At 40.1% G+C, this 15,028-nt stretch carries 17 protein-coding genes; 5 read left to right on the top strand and 12 right to left on the bottom strand.

The window, feature by feature from the left end; genetic code table 11:
- Nucleotides 1–7: 7 nt before the first annotated feature.
- From ptsG to AAYR28_RS06530, 3 genes are all read right to left on the bottom strand, one after another.
- Nucleotides 8–2,107 (bottom strand): glucose-specific PTS transporter subunit IIBC, encoded by a 2,100-nt coding sequence (gene ptsG, locus AAYR28_RS06540; protein WP_070325764.1) that lies wholly within the window; start codon nt 2,105–2,107, stop codon nt 8–10.
- 202 nt (nt 2,108–2,309) lie between these two features.
- On the bottom strand, nt 2,310–3,164 hold the full coding sequence (gene glcT, locus AAYR28_RS06535) for a glucose PTS transporter transcription antiterminator GlcT (RefSeq protein WP_024424695.1): 855 nt from the start codon (nt 3,162–3,164) through the stop codon (nt 2,310–2,312).
- A gap of 55 nt (nt 3,165–3,219) precedes the next feature.
- Entirely contained in the window at nt 3,220–4,209 is a 990-nt protein-coding gene (locus AAYR28_RS06530; protein ID WP_120207150.1) for a LacI family DNA-binding transcriptional regulator, read from the bottom strand.
- Nucleotides 4,210–4,302: 93 nt separating this feature from the next.
- On the opposite strand from AAYR28_RS06530, the gene AAYR28_RS06525 reads away from it, so the two are divergent.
- Complete coding sequence (locus tag AAYR28_RS06525) at nt 4,303–4,446, top strand: hypothetical protein (protein WP_162842493.1); 144 nt, start codon at nt 4,303–4,305, stop codon at nt 4,444–4,446.
- Between the two features lie 53 nt (nt 4,447–4,499).
- Here AAYR28_RS06525 and AAYR28_RS06520 read toward each other — a convergent pair whose 3' ends face one another.
- The 6 genes from AAYR28_RS06520 to AAYR28_RS06495 form a co-directional block, all read right to left on the bottom strand.
- Complete coding sequence (locus AAYR28_RS06520) at nt 4,500–5,594, bottom strand: M24 family metallopeptidase (RefSeq protein WP_065214301.1); 1,095 nt, start codon at nt 5,592–5,594, stop codon at nt 4,500–4,502.
- 104 nt (nt 5,595–5,698) lie between these two features.
- On the bottom strand, nt 5,699–7,618 hold the full coding sequence (locus AAYR28_RS06515) for a heavy metal translocating P-type ATPase (protein ID WP_101677262.1): 1,920 nt from the start codon (nt 7,616–7,618) through the stop codon (nt 5,699–5,701).
- Nucleotides 7,619–7,906: 288 nt separating this feature from the next.
- Nucleotides 7,907–8,395 carry an endospore biogenesis thiol-disulfide oxidoreductase StoA gene (gene stoA / locus AAYR28_RS06510; protein WP_065214300.1) on the bottom strand — a complete coding sequence of 163 codons (489 nt, stop codon included), beginning with the start codon at nt 8,393–8,395 and terminating at the stop codon, nt 7,907–7,909.
- Nucleotides 8,396–8,449: 54 nt separating this feature from the next.
- A complete protein-coding gene (locus AAYR28_RS06505; RefSeq protein WP_024424690.1) occupies nt 8,450–9,766 on the bottom strand; it encodes a polysaccharide biosynthesis protein in 1,317 nt (438 codons plus the stop codon).
- A gap of 113 nt (nt 9,767–9,879) precedes the next feature.
- A complete protein-coding gene (locus tag AAYR28_RS06500) occupies nt 9,880–10,530 on the bottom strand; it encodes a cell wall hydrolase (protein WP_070325763.1) in 651 nt (216 codons plus the stop codon).
- A 306-nt stretch (nt 10,531–10,836) separates the two neighbouring features.
- On the bottom strand, nt 10,837–11,031 hold the full coding sequence (locus AAYR28_RS06495; RefSeq protein ID WP_034281552.1) for a hypothetical protein: 195 nt from the start codon (nt 11,029–11,031) through the stop codon (nt 10,837–10,839).
- A 167-nt stretch (nt 11,032–11,198) separates the two neighbouring features.
- Here AAYR28_RS06495 and AAYR28_RS06490 point away from each other — a divergent pair, with 167 nt between their 5' ends.
- Together AAYR28_RS06490 and AAYR28_RS06485 are read left to right on the top strand one after the other, a co-directional pair.
- On the top strand, nt 11,199–11,387 hold the full coding sequence (locus tag AAYR28_RS06490) for a YkvS family protein (protein ID WP_003211747.1): 189 nt from the start codon (nt 11,199–11,201) through the stop codon (nt 11,385–11,387).
- Between the two features lie 147 nt (nt 11,388–11,534).
- Nucleotides 11,535–12,059, top strand: coding sequence for a GNAT family N-acetyltransferase (locus AAYR28_RS06485; RefSeq protein ID WP_120207152.1), 525 nt, complete (start codon nt 11,535–11,537; stop codon nt 12,057–12,059).
- Between the two features lie 103 nt (nt 12,060–12,162).
- Here AAYR28_RS06485 and AAYR28_RS06480 read toward each other — a convergent pair whose 3' ends face one another.
- Entirely contained in the window at nt 12,163–12,381 is a 219-nt protein-coding gene (locus AAYR28_RS06480; protein WP_120207154.1) for a hypothetical protein, read from the bottom strand.
- Between the two features lie 389 nt (nt 12,382–12,770).
- The gene (locus AAYR28_RS06475) at nt 12,771–13,517 is read right to left on the bottom strand and encodes an SDR family NAD(P)-dependent oxidoreductase (protein ID WP_034281548.1); all 747 of its coding nucleotides are present in this window, start codon (nt 13,515–13,517) and stop codon (nt 12,771–12,773) included.
- 168 nt (nt 13,518–13,685) lie between these two features.
- On the opposite strand from AAYR28_RS06475, the gene AAYR28_RS06470 reads away from it, so the two are divergent.
- Both AAYR28_RS06470 and AAYR28_RS06465 read left to right on the top strand, forming a co-directional pair.
- Complete coding sequence (locus tag AAYR28_RS06470) at nt 13,686–14,042, top strand: winged helix-turn-helix transcriptional regulator (protein ID WP_120207156.1); 357 nt, start codon at nt 13,686–13,688, stop codon at nt 14,040–14,042.
- Nucleotides 14,039–14,257, top strand: a complete 219-nt coding sequence (locus tag AAYR28_RS06465; protein ID WP_034281546.1) for a hypothetical protein — start codon at nt 14,039–14,041, stop codon at nt 14,255–14,257. Before AAYR28_RS06470 ends, AAYR28_RS06465 begins: the two co-directional genes overlap by 4 nt.
- Before the next feature lie 261 nt (nt 14,258–14,518).
- Here AAYR28_RS06465 and queF read toward each other — a convergent pair whose 3' ends face one another.
- On the bottom strand, nt 14,519–15,016 hold the full coding sequence (queF, locus tag AAYR28_RS06460) for a preQ(1) synthase (RefSeq protein ID WP_024426839.1): 498 nt from the start codon (nt 15,014–15,016) through the stop codon (nt 14,519–14,521).
- Between the last annotated feature and the right edge of the window lie 12 nt (nt 15,017–15,028).

Here is a 15,028-nt window from a genome sequence, read left to right as displayed (position 1 = left end):
ATGAAAATTATTTTGAAATTTTCATGATGTTTTCTTGTCCAGCTTTGATTTCACCGGATGCTTGAAGGTCAATAAATTGTCCTTCACTTAAGTTGGTAAATACAATTGGTGTCATCAAAGATGGTACTTCAGTCTTAATTTTATCAATATCAACCTCTAAAAGTTTTTGACCGATTTCTACTTGATCTCCCTCTTGTACAAATGCTTCAAATCCTTCTCCTTTGAGGCCGACCGTATCAATTCCGAAGTGGATCAAAATTTCAAGTCCACCATCAGATTGCAGGCCAATGGCGTGTTTCGTTGGGAACACATTTAAAATCTTCCCTCTTACCGGCGAAACCACTGTTCCATCTGTTGGCAAGATAGCGAAACCGTCACCCATCATTTTTCCTGAGAATACTTGATCTGGTACATCTGTAATTGGATGAAGCTCCCCTGTAATTGGTGAAGCAAAAATTTCTTCCCCTTGTTCATTTTGAAGCGGCTTTGCAATGACTTCTTCGACCTGCTGGCTGACTTCTTCTTTTGCAGAAGGGTCTTTCGCTGGACGAGGCGTGCGGCCTGCAATGATGTCCTGCATTTGTGTTTTTAAATTATCAGAGCGCGGACCGAAGATTGCCTGGATGTTGTTTCCTACTTCGAGAACACCTGAAGCGCCAAGCTTTTTCAAGCGGTCTTTGTCCACTTTTTTCTGATCATTGACAGTAACACGTAAACGCGTGATACAAGCATCAAGGTGCTTAATATTTTCTTGATCACCCATTGCTTCAAGGATTTCATAAGGCAAGTCATTGCCTTTTTCAGACTTCGCCTCACTTGCTCCGTCTGCTGCTTCATCCTCGCGGCCTGGCGTTTTCAGATTAAATTTGCGAATGGCGAATCTAAATCCGAAGTAGTAAATGACAGCAAGGACAAGACCTACTGGAATGACGAGCCACCAAGCGGTTCTATTTGGCAGGATACCAAATAGGAAAAAGTCGATTAACCCTCCTGAGAAGGTCATCCCGATTTTCACGTTTAGAATATCCATTATCATAAAGGATAATCCAGCGAATACACAGTGAATCGCAAATAATACTGGTGCAACAAACAAGAATGAGAATTCAAGTGGTTCAGTGATCCCTGTTAGGAAAGAAGTAAGGGCCGCTGATCCCATTATTCCTGCTACTAGCTTTTTATTCTTTGGTTTTGCTTCATGGTAAATCGCAAGTGCTGCTGCTGGAAGACCGAACATCATGAACGGATATTTCCCTGTCATGAATGTACCAGCTGTCAGCTGAACACCATCTTTGATTTGCGCCATGAAAATACGCTGGTCACCACGGACAAGCTCTCCTGATAAGCTCTTGTAGCTAAAGAACTCATACCAGAATGGTGAGTAGAAAATGTGGTGCAGACCAAACGGAATTAATGATCGTTCAATGACACCGAATACAAAGGCAGCCAGCGGCTCATTCGCTGCGAGCAGTCCTGTTGAAAATGAGTTCAGTGCACCTTGGATTGGCGGCCAAATGACTAGCATCAATAGCCCTAAAATAAGTGCTGAAATAGAAGTAACGATTGGAACAAAACGCTTACCAGCAAAGAAGCCAAGATATTGCGGGAGCTCAATTTTGTAAAATTTATTATACATATAAGCTGCTAATACCCCGACGATAATCCCGCCAAAAACGCCGGTAGACAAGGTCGGTATACCGAGCATATTAATATATGCTGGATGGCTTTCCTTGAAGAACTGGGCCAGTTTGAGTGAATCGGATGGAATGGATCCGTTGGCCATTAATACGGCACTCATCGTGACGTTCATGACAAGATAACCGATGATAGCGGCAATTCCTGCCACTCCGTCTCCATTGGCAAGACCGATGGCAACCCCTACAGCAAATAATAGCGGAAGATTCGAGAAGACGATGTTCCCCGCATTCTCCATGACACTTGCAACAAGCTGAATTGTATCGTTGCTTAAAAATTGAGCTACATCAATCAGCTGCGGATTTTGCATCGCATTCCCAAGTGCTAGTAAAATACCGGCAGCAGGAAGGATCGCAACTGGAAGCATGAGTGCTCGTCCAATTTTTTGCAACACACCAAAAAGTGATTTAAACACTGGTTGAACCTCCTTTTGTTTTCGCTTACAACATACATTTGGGATGCTCCCTGACGTACATTTCATAATTAACCGTTTACATTTCACTTTCAAACGCAAAAAAAGGCATGGTGATATAAGGTTGCGCAAATAACAGGATCTTATCCTGTATTTACCTTAAGTCACTCATGCCTGATCGAATCAGTTACACGTTTCAAGGAAACTATGAAATTTTATTTGTCAATCTGTACAGATGAAGTGTCAGGTAGACGGCCTCAGCATCCTGTACAGGCTTTTTCAATGCATGCTGCAAAATTTTGATCATTTTCCAAGCAGTATTGTAGCATAAAGGATATTCATTTTTCAATAGATGAAGCAATTTTTCTGGCTCCTCTAATGATTCTCCCCGTTTAATACGCTCAATTGAAAACGTAATATGGCGTAATAAGCGTAAATAATGAATACTTTCTCTGTCTACTTTCATATGAAATGAATCTTCAATGACTTGGACCATTTGTGTAATGAGCTGCGAATGACGGTTCACCTCAGATAAAGGCCGATTCGTCAAAGCTGAATGGATATGGAGCGCTATAAAGCCAATTTCTCCTTCTGGCAGCTTCGTTTCGACATCTGGCCGCTCGTTAATCAGTTCAACGACTTCCTTTGCAACCTCGTATTCTTTCGGGTAAAGCGATTGCGTCTCAAGCATAAAAGGGTTCGTGATATCATAGCCTTGCTGCACCCGCTTAAAACTAAACGCAATATGGTCTGTCAGTGCAACATGAATATGCTCATTCAATCGCTGTCCCATTTTTTCTCGTATATGATAAATGACGTCATTGGCAAGCTCAATCATGTTCTCATCAATATGATGAAGCAGCTGTTTATATTCTGTTTGTTCCTTCGTGTTTTTTAACACAAACATTTTTTCAAACACGTCTTGATCGAGAAGATCACCCGATTTTTTACCGAAGCCGATCCCTTTCCCAATCAGAACCACTTCGCCCAAAGAAGGGTGTCTTGCGATGATGACATTATTATTTAACGCTTTATCAACGGTGAAGGATTCCATGAACATCCCCACCTCCTTCTTATTCAATCCCTCTTATCGTACAAAACAGATGAAACGTGCGTCAACGATTGTTTTTCAAAACGGTTGTTGTCCGCTCAATCAGGTGAAATGGCAGCATTCTTTTTTCTGATTTCTCTCCCTTTAATGCCCGGTCGAACAAGTCAAAAGCTTCCTGTCCCATTTGTTTGAGGGGAATATGAATGCTGGAAATCCCTAAAACCTCACTCAATTGGTTATTTTGAAAGCTGAGTATGGCTGGTGATTCTCCTACTTTTATGTCATGACGCTGCGCCTCTAATAAAAAGCCTGCAGAGACTTCGTCATTTGTGATGAATAAAGCTGTAGGACGATTTTTCATTTCCTGCCATTCTGCAAATAATTGCTTCCCATCAAGCAGGGATAACTTCCCTTCGATGATCCATTCCTCATCAATGGTCTGCCCGAGCGATTGCATCATGTCTTGATAAGCCTGAAGGCGCGACTCGCTATTCGCTCCTTCTGTTCTGGCGAGAACGATTGCAATTCGTTGATGGCCGCATGCCGCCAAATGATACAGGCCTTCCTTAAATGCTTGATCATGCGCAATCGACACGGTTGAGCATTGATCGTGCAGCGCAGGATGACAAAATATAATCGGTCCTGATTCCTGCCACTTTAAAATGTGCCTTTCACTTAATGCATTTGAACAAAATATTAAACCGTCCACACGGCGTTCTTTTAAACTCATTAACGCTTCTTTTTCTTTTAATGGGTCATATCCTGTTTGAAATAAAGCAAAATGCATACCGCGCGCCTGTGCTTTTTCTGCAATACCTGTGACGAGTGTGCTGAAATAAGAGTGTTCAATGTTTGGAAGGACAATGCCAAGCATATTCGAATAGCCCTTCGCTAAATGAACCGCCTGAATGTTTCTCGTATACTTGAGCTCTTCCATCGCTTGTAGAACACGCTCTCTTTTGTCCTCTTTGACATAAGGATGATGATTCAACACACGTGATACGGTTGTCACAGATACGCCCGCTCTTTTCGCAATCTCCCTTATGTTTGCCATTTTTTCTCCTACTTTCTCTTGATATGGTAAGCGTTTCATACTTTAAGATGTATGTGAGCTGAACAAATCACTGGATGGAAAGGGGAATTCAAGATGGGTTTCATCATATGGATTATATTATGTATGACTGTTTTGTTTTCTGCTCGTTTTGCATTACATCCTTTAGGAAAAGAACATAAAATCAAACCGTTTCAATCAATTGATGATTTTTTTGTTGATAAGGATCGAGAAGAGTGATAAAAAATCACGATGACACTTCCAAGACCTGGACGTTCATCGTGATTTTTTTATTACTTGATGATCGTCAGCTCTTTCGGATAATTGGTTAAGGTGACTGGACCATCTGCCGTAATGAGAACATCATCTTCAATTCTTACGCCGCCGACTCCTGGGACATAAATTCCTGGTTCAATCGTATACACCATACCTTCTTGCAGAAGGTCGTCATTTGCCTGACTCATAGAAGGAAACTCATGAACAGAAATCCCTAACCCATGTCCGAGGCGATGCGGGAAATATTCACCATACCCCGCTTCTGAAATCAGCCCGCGGGCTTTTAAGTCAAGATCGCCGATTCTCACGCCTGGCTTACTCATTTCAAGTGCTGCCATTTCTGCATTTAAGACGGTTTGATAGATGTCCTTTTGCTTTTCAGAAGCTTCCTGATAGATAAATGTTCTTGTGATATCTGAGCAATATCCATCGACAATGACGCCAAGGTCAAATAACACAAAATCGCCTTTTTTTAAGGCTGCCTGTCCCGGATTTCCATGAGGCTCGCCTGATTTTTCACCAAAGAGAACCATGGTTGAAAAGGACATGCCTTGAATGCCTTTTTTCTTTAGTTCATATTCTATGACAGCGAGCACTTCTGTTTCTGTGATTCCTTCTTTTAAGGCGTTAACACCAATTTTTACACCTTCATCTGCCAATTGAGCCGCTTTTTTCAGTGTAGCAATTTCAGATTCATCTTTAATCAGTCTGAGCTGATCGAGCGCATCTTCAGCCCGGACGAACGTTTCTGCCCCGGTGACAGCTTGGAGCTGTTCTGCTCTTTGAAGCGGAATCGATTCTTTTTCAATCGCAAGACGCGCCGCTTGAATACCTCGTTTTTCTATCGCTGATTGAATGAAATCAAATGGATTCTCATGATCTTCATATCCAATGATATCGCCGGACCATCCTGCATTTTTTGCCTGATCGACTTCCATTTTAGGCAAAATAAAAAATGGTTCTGCCTCTTGGAACACAAACAGCCCCATCACTCTTTCATGCGGCTCTGTGAAGTATCCAGATAGATAAAACACATTTTCCTTTGTATGTATAAATGCACCTTGAATGTCTTCTTTCTTAAGCCAAGAAGACAAGCTCTTCATTCGGTTCATCATGATCCTCCTCACACGTTTTACTACTGGTCTATTGTATCAGTTTTTGCTGTATTTCGCACAAAAGCGCACTGGCATGAATCCAGTGCGCCCTGATGATTGATTTAAGATGCACGAAGCAGACGCAGACCATTTAAAATGACCAAAATCGTACTTCCTTCATGCCCGATGACACCAAAAGGCAAATCAAGCACTTGTAAAAAATTCGCACAAATTAACAGACAGATCACCGTTAATGAGAAAATAATGTTTTGCTTAATGATTCGATTCATTTTTCTTGAAAGACGGATCATCTTTGTTAGGTTACTTAAATTGTTCTTCATTAAAATGAGATCCGCTGTTTCTAAGGCAACATCTGTGCCTCCGCCCATCGCAACCCCAACATCTGCTGTGGCGAGCGCTGGTGCATCATTGATTCCGTCTCCTACCATGATGATTGAATTACCTTGTTTTTTTAATTGATTGACCTCATGTACCTTTTCATCTGGAAGACATTCAGCCACTACGGTTTGGATACCGGCTTCCTGCGCAATCGCTTCAGCCGTTTTTTGCTGATCTCCTGTCAGCATGACGGTTTGGATGCCTAAATCATTTAGTTCTTGAATCATTTTTTTGGCTTCAGGTCTGATTTGATCCTTAAGGCCAAGACAGCCAACAACTTCTTCACCCTTTTGAACATAGACCACTGTGTATCCTTGAGCTGAAAGGTCATCACCTGTCTCTTCAATCTCGCGGTCGATTGACGCCTTACCCGCAAAGTCTTTCTTCCCAATCCGCCACGTTTCTCCATTTAATTGTGCTTTTACACCAAATCCAGAGGCTTCTTCAATGGTGACATGGACTGATCTTTCTGTTTGGTGTTCTTTTGCCATATCAGAAATTGCTTTCGCTAATGGGTGGTTTGATTGACTCTCAATTTGATAGAGTGCCTGATAAAAAGCAGATTCATCCTGCCCTTTAGCCATGACGACTTGTTCTACGGCTGGCTTCCCGCTTGTAATTGTCCCCGTTTTATCAAAAGCAATCATGCTGCTTGTGCCTAGTTTTTCTAAAAAGACACTTCCTTTAACAAGCATTCCATTTCTCGCGCCATTTGAGATCAGTGACAGTGCTGCTGGCATGATGGATGCAACTAGAGCACAAGGTGAAGCAACGACCATAAACACCATTGCCCGGTAGAAAGTTTCACTCATACTCCAGCCGAGGACAAAATGAGGCAGAACCATTAATACCGCAACGGTAATCAGCACGCCTTTTACATAGGCACCCTCAAATTTTTCGATAAATGCCTGGCTTGGCGAAACACTTTCTTGAGCGGATTCAACAAGTTTAATAATTTTATGGAATAGCGTTTCTTCATTATGTTTCGTGACTTCCACTGTTAAGGAACCATTTAAATTCACTGTTCCTGCAAATACGTCTTCCCCCTGCCCTTTTTCTTGTGGAACAGATTCGCCTGTGAGGGCAGATTCATCCACACTTGTTCTCCCGCTTAAAATGACACCATCTGCTGCAATGCGTTCCCCAGCTTTGACCATAATCCGGTCACCTGGTGTTAATGATGAAGCGGCGATTTGAATGGTCGTACCATCTTCTTCAATTAAAGTTGCTTCATCTGGTGCAATGCTCATTAATGCTGTTAAATCTTTCTTGCTTTTATTTGACGTATACGTTTCAAGCGCACCACTCAGTGAGAAAATAAAAATTAAGATAGCGCCTTCTGCCCAATAGCCAATCAGAGCTGATCCTATCGCTGCGAAAATCATTAAAAGTTCCACATTCAAGGTCTTAGACGAAATCGTTTCTTCAATTCCTTCCTTCGCCTTTGCAAAACCTCCAATAACAAATGCTAGGATGAAAAGAGGAATGCTCCACATACTCTGATCCTTTAGAATCCATCCAGTTAGAATAAGAATCCCCGATATACCTGCTGCAATTAATTCTCCGTGCTGTGCCCATTTATGTAAGGACCATTTCGATTCCTTTTGATTTGTCGTTTGGTAAAGTGCTGTATTCTCATTCATGATTGTTTTCTCCTCTCTAATTGATAATCGTTTTCATATTATCAATCGTTGCCCGTTTCTTTTTCATCTATATTTTCTGCTATTTCAAGCTTTTTATTGGTCTGTCACTCATTATAACAGGTTCTGATTAATTTTCAATTAATAATTATTATAATTTCTTTTTGATAATAATTATCATTATTGATATAGACCGTTCCGTCTTCTTCTGAGCACAGTGTATTCAGATGAAAAGCAAACGAACACAAAAAAGAACCAACAGAATTGGTTCTTTCACATAAAGGATTTGTTCTACGAATTTGTCCACTCTTTGATTTGTTTTTTCGTCAGTGGACCTACATGATTTTTCACCACTTCTCCTTTTTCGTTAATCAAAAAGGTCGTTGGAATGGTGATGATTTGATATTTCTTCATCATTTCTCCGTGTTCATCTAGTATGATCGGGAATGTAAACCTTCTGTCTTTCACAAATTGGGCAACAGCATGTTTACTTTGTTCAGCACCTAGTAAATTCACGGTCAATATGTCAACATCACTCTGATTTTCTTTCACAATCTGTTCAAATTCGGGCAGCTCCATTTTACAGGACGGGCACCATGTTGTCCAAAAATGCAAAATGGTCTTTTTCCCTTTTTCGGGAACCATCTGCATGTCACCATTTAATGTTGGCGCCTCTATCTTTGGCGCCATCACAGGCTCTTTTGCTTCTGCTGCTGTGCTCGTTAGAAATAGAAGCAGGGTCATCATCAGAAGACTGGCGGGTAGATGTTTACGATTCATCATGATCTTCCTTCCCAGTTTTCTTCTAGCTTGCCCTCTCGATGGCGATGACATTCAAGCTTTTTTCAATGTAAGAAACATTGAAACGCCGAGCTCCTTACAAATCGTCGCATAATGCAGTGCAGTCAACAGCAGCATGCCTGTGTTCATCCCTAAAATGACCCCCATCATATTCAAGCTTTCAATTGAACCGAGGAAATACACCATAGAAAAAGAGACGACATGCACCCATATATTATGTAGGAACACATCTTTGATGAGCCCCATTCCGATTAAACACGCTTGAAACGGCATCACAAACAGGTGGCATAAAAAGTATGGCCATAGCAGCTGTAAATAGACAGCAGCTTGCGGTGAATCAAAAAAGAGCTGTGTGAGCGGGTAAGCAAAATAATACATGACCATCACTGCCGGCACCCCATATCCAAACGTTATAAGAATCGCCTGTCTGACACGTTTTTTCACAAGATCATACTGACCTAAAGCATAGGCTTCAGAGACACTCGGAATCATCACAATCATGATGGAATGAGCGATAAACGCTGGGAAAAAACCGATCGACATTGCGACACCAGCCAGCATGCCGTAATGATCAACAGCAAGTGTTCCAGAAATGCCTGCTGCTACGAGCGCTCCTTTGATTAAAAATGGTTCAACCGCATTGGCGATCGCATGAAAGATGCGCATGCCCGTTGTCGGAATGGAAACGGCTAATAGGCGCTTTCGCACATCACTTCCTCTTAATTCAACAGACCTGACATTCACAGCATTTTTTGCCATGACGTATTGGGAGTATAAATAAATAAAGACAACAAGATCACTCGCAACAATGACACCAATGGCGATGAGTACTGCTGTTTCAATATCAAACGAATACCAATGAAAAAACAAAAACAAGCAGATAAGCTGGATCGTTTTCTTCAGCATATTGGCTAAAGCAATTCTGCCCATTTGCTGCTTTCCCATAAAATAGCCGCGGGCAATGGAGGTAAACGCAATAATTGGGATAAGTGACAGCACTAGGCCCTTCATAAGCGGATGATACGACTGAAACACTGGAATGAAAGGCAGTACAATAGCTGCTATAGCTGTTGTTGTACTTGTCACCACAAGTGTCATTTTAAAGGCATGACGGAGCATGCTTTTGTGGAGACGCTCATGTGATTCTGCAATGAATTTAGAAATGGAGACTGGCAGCTCTAAACTGGCGATCACAAGGACAAGCATGATGATTGGAAGGATACTCATATATAAGCCCATTCCATGTTCTCCAAGCTCTCTCGCTAAAATCATATTGACTAAAAACTCTATACACTCCGCAATAAAAGCTGCGACAGATAGCAGAATGACCCCTTTTACAAATCGATTCATGTAGCCTCCCCTTGTCTAAAGCAAATTCTTTTCACATTCTATGAGACAAGTCCAAAAAATATTTTAATAATTGAAGACAAAAAAAGAGCAATCTCATTGATCGCTCTTTTTCTCTATACGGCAAACACGTGACGTCCGATACGTTCTACAATTTTGCGGGAACGAATCCAATGATCTGTTGCCGTTTTTGGATTATAAAAATAGATAGCCTTTGTTGTTCTGTCATGCTCTTTTACTACCTGCTTCACCGCTTTAATGGAATCTTGATCTGCCTTATCATGAATGCTTCCATTCGATACTGGCTGGAAGGCATTTCGCTGATAAATCACACCTTTCACGCTGTCAGGAAAAGAACGATGCTCCACCCTGTTTAAGACAACACTTGCCACCGCTTTTTTCCCTTCGTAAGATTCACCTTTCGCTTCAGCGTGTACCAACCGAGAAAGCAAGTCCATTTCTTCATTAGAATACTGTTTTCCGCTTGCCTTATTCGTTGTTTCAGATTTTACTTTTTTCTTTTGCTTCGGTTTTGAAGACTTTTCTTCTGTTGACGTACTTAGCAATTTCACTTTTGGCTGACGCTTTTCTTCAGAAAATGCTGGGATGACTTGCTCGTGGTCTTGATCTATATATGAAAGCTGATGTTTAACAGGTGCTTGTGAAAGTTCGTGACTTAATGTGCCTTGCTGCTCTTGTATATTGTCCATCTTCATTGCTGCAACGAGCATAAGGATGACAAAAAGAGCTGTATGAATTTTAATCATTCGCCTTTTTCCTCCTATAATCAAAGTAGGCTGTAAGATACTTGTCCACTCTAACAAGAGCTCATTCTATTTTCACGCACAAAGATTTACATGCCTGTCCAAATTCCGTCATTAAATGGCATGTCCTAGTTGAGCGCACATAAAATGGAATTGTTAGCGCTTAAAAAGGTCCCTTTTTCACCTATCATCATCCTTATGCTCCTGATTATGGGTTATTACATTTTCTTTTCATATGTATCAGAGTCGTTTGAAGTGTGACAAAAGAACGAAAATAAAAAAGCTTTCTCTCATCAATGAGAAAAAGCTTTAGCTTCTTGCTTCTGTAAGATATTCAAAAATAACATCTCCACCATGTTTGGCGATCCCGCGAAAATGTTTAAAATCATCTTGATTCACCAAAACAGAACGAAACGTTAAAAAGTCATCTTTTTGGATGGCCACCTGTTTTTCCGTCCCATTCCGTAAAGATTCGAGGATTGTGAGGATTTGTTCTTCAGTCAAAAAAACCGCTCCTTTTCAGCCATGATCAATTATTAAATATACCATTCGTTAGAAGAGCATACAACGAAAACAAAACAAAAACGTCTTTATCCTTTACATTGGTATGAAAATATTGCAAAATACTTTTTAATAGGGAATGAAATCTGTTTTTAAAGGAGAGGGATCGGTTGAAGATTGCAAAAATTGGAAATGTGATCGAATTTAGAAATGGTTTAACAGGTGTAGTTGAAAAAGTGAATGAAAACTCTGTCATTGTGGATGTCACCATTATGGACAACTATAGAGATCTAGAACTGGATTCACTAACAGTCGTTAATCATAAAAACTATAAAATCATCAAAGACTCCGTACATTAATTTGCAATCCTCAATTCAGACAATCGGTACATACGAAGCAAAGCTAATCACGATTTAGCCAAATGGTGAAAGCTATTTCAATACCCTTCTTTTTCATTTTAAAAAATGATGAGATGCAGTATTAGCTCTAGACAGGAGAAAACTAATATGCAAAATTCCAATGATATCATTGTACGTTTTGGAAAAATGGAAGATGCTGAAATGACTTTAGAAATACAGAAATCTGTTATTGCTGAATCAGATTATTTACTTACATCGCCTGAAGAAAACAAAAAAACCCTCTTAGAACACAGGGAATGGATACAGAAAAGAATAGATAATGAAAATGAGACGTACATAGTTGCTCAAACTGATGAAAAAGTCATTGGATGGTTAGCCTTTGAACATTCATCAAATAGAAAAAGAACTTCCCATACGGGTTCTTTCGGGTTGATGGTGCATAAGAGCTATAGAGGTTTAGGCGTAGGGGAAATGCTGCTAACAGCATTATTACATTGGGCAGAAAAGAACCCTTCAATTGAAAAGGTTAGTTTAGCCGTTTTCTCAACAAATCAAAAGGCCATTTCTTTGTACAAAAAGATGGGGTTTATAGAAGAAGGACGTAAAATAAAAGAATTTAAAATAAATGACCATGAATACTGGGATGATGTTTTAATGTATAAGCTTGTTTAATGCTGTGAAAACGAATTGCAGAAAGTAAGGACATAATATCAATTGAGTCATCAATTTGTTATGTCCTTTTCTTATTTTTACCTTACTTCATATGAAGAAAGCATCAATCTTTTTTCATATGAAAGGTTTGCATTTCCGCCTTCGTCTTGTACATCTCGACTTCCTCGGGTGTGATCACTCCTTTATCAATCAAGAGGGCAATCACTCCAAGCAATGTGGAGGCACTCCATTTATACCGTTCTTTGTTTTGATGTTCGAGCATTTGAAGCTCTTCCCTTAGATCCATTAGCAGCTGCTCTGCCCGCTCTTCTTTGTTTGCCAACTCAAACGCCTCCGTTTATCATTCACTCCCTCTATTTTATCTTACATCAAATGAGATAAGCAAAAAAACATGATCCCCCTTTACAAACGTACGTTCTGTCATGTATAATATGTTTACGAGCTGGTAGCCCCCAGCCGTCCTAGCAAGTTCTATTCCCATTCGTATGAGAAGAGTGACATGACTCTTCTCTTTTTTTATGGTTGTTTCGCAAAAAAAGACATGCATCCGGCATGTCTTTTCCTTTTTTCTCATTTTACATATCCATCACCAAACTTAGTTTGCAGCATTTGTGGTTACTCAGGACATAAGGAAAACGACTTTTTTATACGACTCAAGTAAATCCCCATTAACTTTTTTTGGGGACGATTTGTAATCTCTTCGCAGTGACATTATACCTGTGCTAGCCCGCCATCTACGAACAATTCAACACCCGTCAAGTAACTGCTTTCGTCTGAAGCAAGGAAAGTTACAGCGTTTGCTACTTCTTCAGGTGTCCCAACTTTTCCAGCTGGAACAGTATTTCTGGCATTTTCCATCGCTCCTTCAAGTGCATCACCAAAAAGCTCATCGTATGCAGGTGTAAGAATCACTCCTGGACTTACCACATTTACACGAATTTCAGTACCTTTTAGGTCAAGAATCCAGTTGCGAACTAGTGCTCTTAATGCTGCTTTAGATGCTCCATATACACTAAATGCTGGGTTGCCAATTGATCCAGCAGTAGAGCCCGTTACAATAATAGAACCTACTTTGTCCGGGAATAGTGATAGCGCTTTTTGAACAGTAAAAATGGTTCCTTTCACGTTAATGTCGAACGTTCTATCAACCTGCTCTTCAGTAATTTCACCTAATGGAAGGAAGTTGCCGATGCCTGCATTAGCAAAAAGGATGTCCAACTTACCTTTTTCCTGCTTTATCATGTCATATAGTTTGTCTAAGTCTTCAAGCTTAGAAATATCACCTTGAACACCGGTTACGTTCTTGCCAATTTGGTTAACAGCTTTATCAAGTTCGTTTTGTCTACGTCCCGTGATATACACATATGCACCTTCGTTTACAAATTTTTGTGCAGCAGCAAGACCAATCCCACTTGTTCCACCCGTTACAAGCGCTATTTTACCTTCAAATTTACCCATACTTAACACTCCTTTAGAATTCATATTATTTTATGTCTAGTACCTTTAAGTACTTGAAGAGCAACTTACAAGATATAGTATCCTCCAGCAAGCACATTATCGAAAGTACCCACTTTTTTGTGATATAGTAACTAAAAAGTAATAAATGTGGAATGGAGAGCTTTAGACATGAAAAAATTCAGCTGTGGGTTTGAAGTGACAAAGGAAGTGATTGGCGGAAAATGGAAAGGCCTTGTATTATACTTTTTAATGAATGGACCAAAGAGAACGAGTGAATTAAAGCGCACTATCCCAAATATCACTCAGAAAATGCTGATTCAAACACTTAGAGAGCTTGAGGCCAGTGGACTTGTGACCAGAAAGATGTATAATCAAGTACCGCCGAAGGTTGAGTATTCATCCACTGAACTTGGAGACTCTCTTAAACCTATCTTGCAGGAGCTCTGTCAATGGGGGAGCCATTATGCGGAGCAAGAGTATGCAGAAGGTGAATATGAAATTGTACAACCAGAACAACTAAAGTGAGGATTGAAGTAGCTGCTGAAGTAAATGCTAAACAACATCAATACCATCACCTAACAGATGAAGAACAGTCAGAAATAAATGAGATAGTCAATTTTGAAAGTGAAGTTCTAATCAGAAGTGTCATGGACTATATTCAGGAGAACTTTGATGAAATTCAAAAAAGAGCTGTTTCAAATGTTAAAGAGAAGGTTCAGAAACTTAACTTTAAACAATAAATGAAGATATGATCATAATATTTAATGCCTATAATCTCTAAATAGGCATTTTTTCTTTCGGATAAAAAAGAAAAGACGTACAAATTGTACGCCTTCATCTGCTTCTGCACTATCAATTTTTCACTGCATAAAAGTCACAGTTCAGGTTGCACCTCAGGTCACACTTTTTCATACAATTCCCATGAGTATTTTCAGGTATGACTTTTTCCACTTTAATGTGACACCAATTCGTTTCACACTCCGTCTCACACAGCGGAATAATTACCGATTATCAATTGTCTCCGGATACATATCATGGTTCATCATACGGTATTCTGCCATTTCCTCATATTTCGTGCCAGGTTTCCCGTAGTTCGTATACGGATCAATGGAAATACCGCCTCTTGGCGTAAATTTGCCCCAAACTTCTATATACCTTGGATCCATCAATTCAATAAGGTCGTTCATAATAATGTTCATACAGTCCTCATGGAAGTCACCATGGTTACGGAAGCTGAACAAATATAATTTTAGCGATTTACTTTCGACCATGATTTCATTTGGGATATAGCTGATATAAACTGTCGCAAAATCAGGCTGACCTGTTTGCGGACATAGTGAGGTAAATTCTGGGCAGTTGAATTTCACAAAGTAATCTCTATTTGTATGTTTATTTGGAAACGTTTCAAGCACTTGTGGTGCATAATCAAACAAATAATTGGTTCCTTGGTTTCCCAGTAGCGTGACACCTTCTAATTCTTCTGGTTTTCTTGTCGTCATGTCATCTCTTCC

It is taken from the genome of Bacillus safensis, assembly GCF_039619585.1.
GTDB classification, from domain to species: Bacteria; Bacillota; Bacilli; order Bacillales; family Bacillaceae; genus Bacillus; species Bacillus safensis.
The sequence above is the reverse complement of the archived record's forward strand: the minus strand, read 5'-3'. Positions and strand labels throughout refer to the sequence as shown.

Bases quoted from the DNA above. Each gene is read 5' to 3' on its own strand.
- glcT (WP_024424695.1), bottom strand. From the start codon at position 3,164: ATGTTCATGGAATCCTTCACCGTTGATAAAGCGTTAAATAATAATGTC.
- AAYR28_RS06530 (WP_120207150.1), bottom strand. From the start codon at position 4,209: ATGGCAAACATAAGGGAGATTGCGAAAAGAGCGGGCGTATCTGTGACA.
- AAYR28_RS06525 (WP_162842493.1), top strand. From the start codon at position 4,303: ATGGGTTTCATCATATGGATTATATTATGTATGACTGTTTTGTTTTCT.
- AAYR28_RS06520 (WP_065214301.1), bottom strand. From the start codon at position 5,594: ATGAACCGAATGAAGAGCTTGTCTTCTTGGCTTAAGAAAGAAGACATT.
- AAYR28_RS06515 (WP_101677262.1), bottom strand. From the start codon at position 7,618: ATGAATGAGAATACAGCACTTTACCAAACGACAAATCAAAAGGAATCG.
- stoA (WP_065214300.1), bottom strand. From the start codon at position 8,395: ATGAATCGTAAACATCTACCCGCCAGTCTTCTGATGATGACCCTGCTT.
- AAYR28_RS06505 (WP_024424690.1), bottom strand. From the start codon at position 9,766: ATGAATCGATTTGTAAAAGGGGTCATTCTGCTATCTGTCGCAGCTTTT.
- AAYR28_RS06500 (WP_070325763.1), bottom strand. From the start codon at position 10,530: ATGATTAAAATTCATACAGCTCTTTTTGTCATCCTTATGCTCGTTGCA.
- AAYR28_RS06485 (WP_120207152.1), top strand. From the start codon at position 11,535: ATGCAAAATTCCAATGATATCATTGTACGTTTTGGAAAAATGGAAGAT.
- AAYR28_RS06475 (WP_034281548.1), bottom strand. From the start codon at position 13,517: ATGGGTAAATTTGAAGGTAAAATAGCGCTTGTAACGGGTGGAACAAGT.
- AAYR28_RS06470 (WP_120207156.1), top strand. From the start codon at position 13,686: ATGAAAAAATTCAGCTGTGGGTTTGAAGTGACAAAGGAAGTGATTGGC.
- queF (WP_024426839.1), bottom strand. From the start codon at position 15,016: ATGACGACAAGAAAACCAGAAGAATTAGAAGGTGTCACGCTACTGGGA.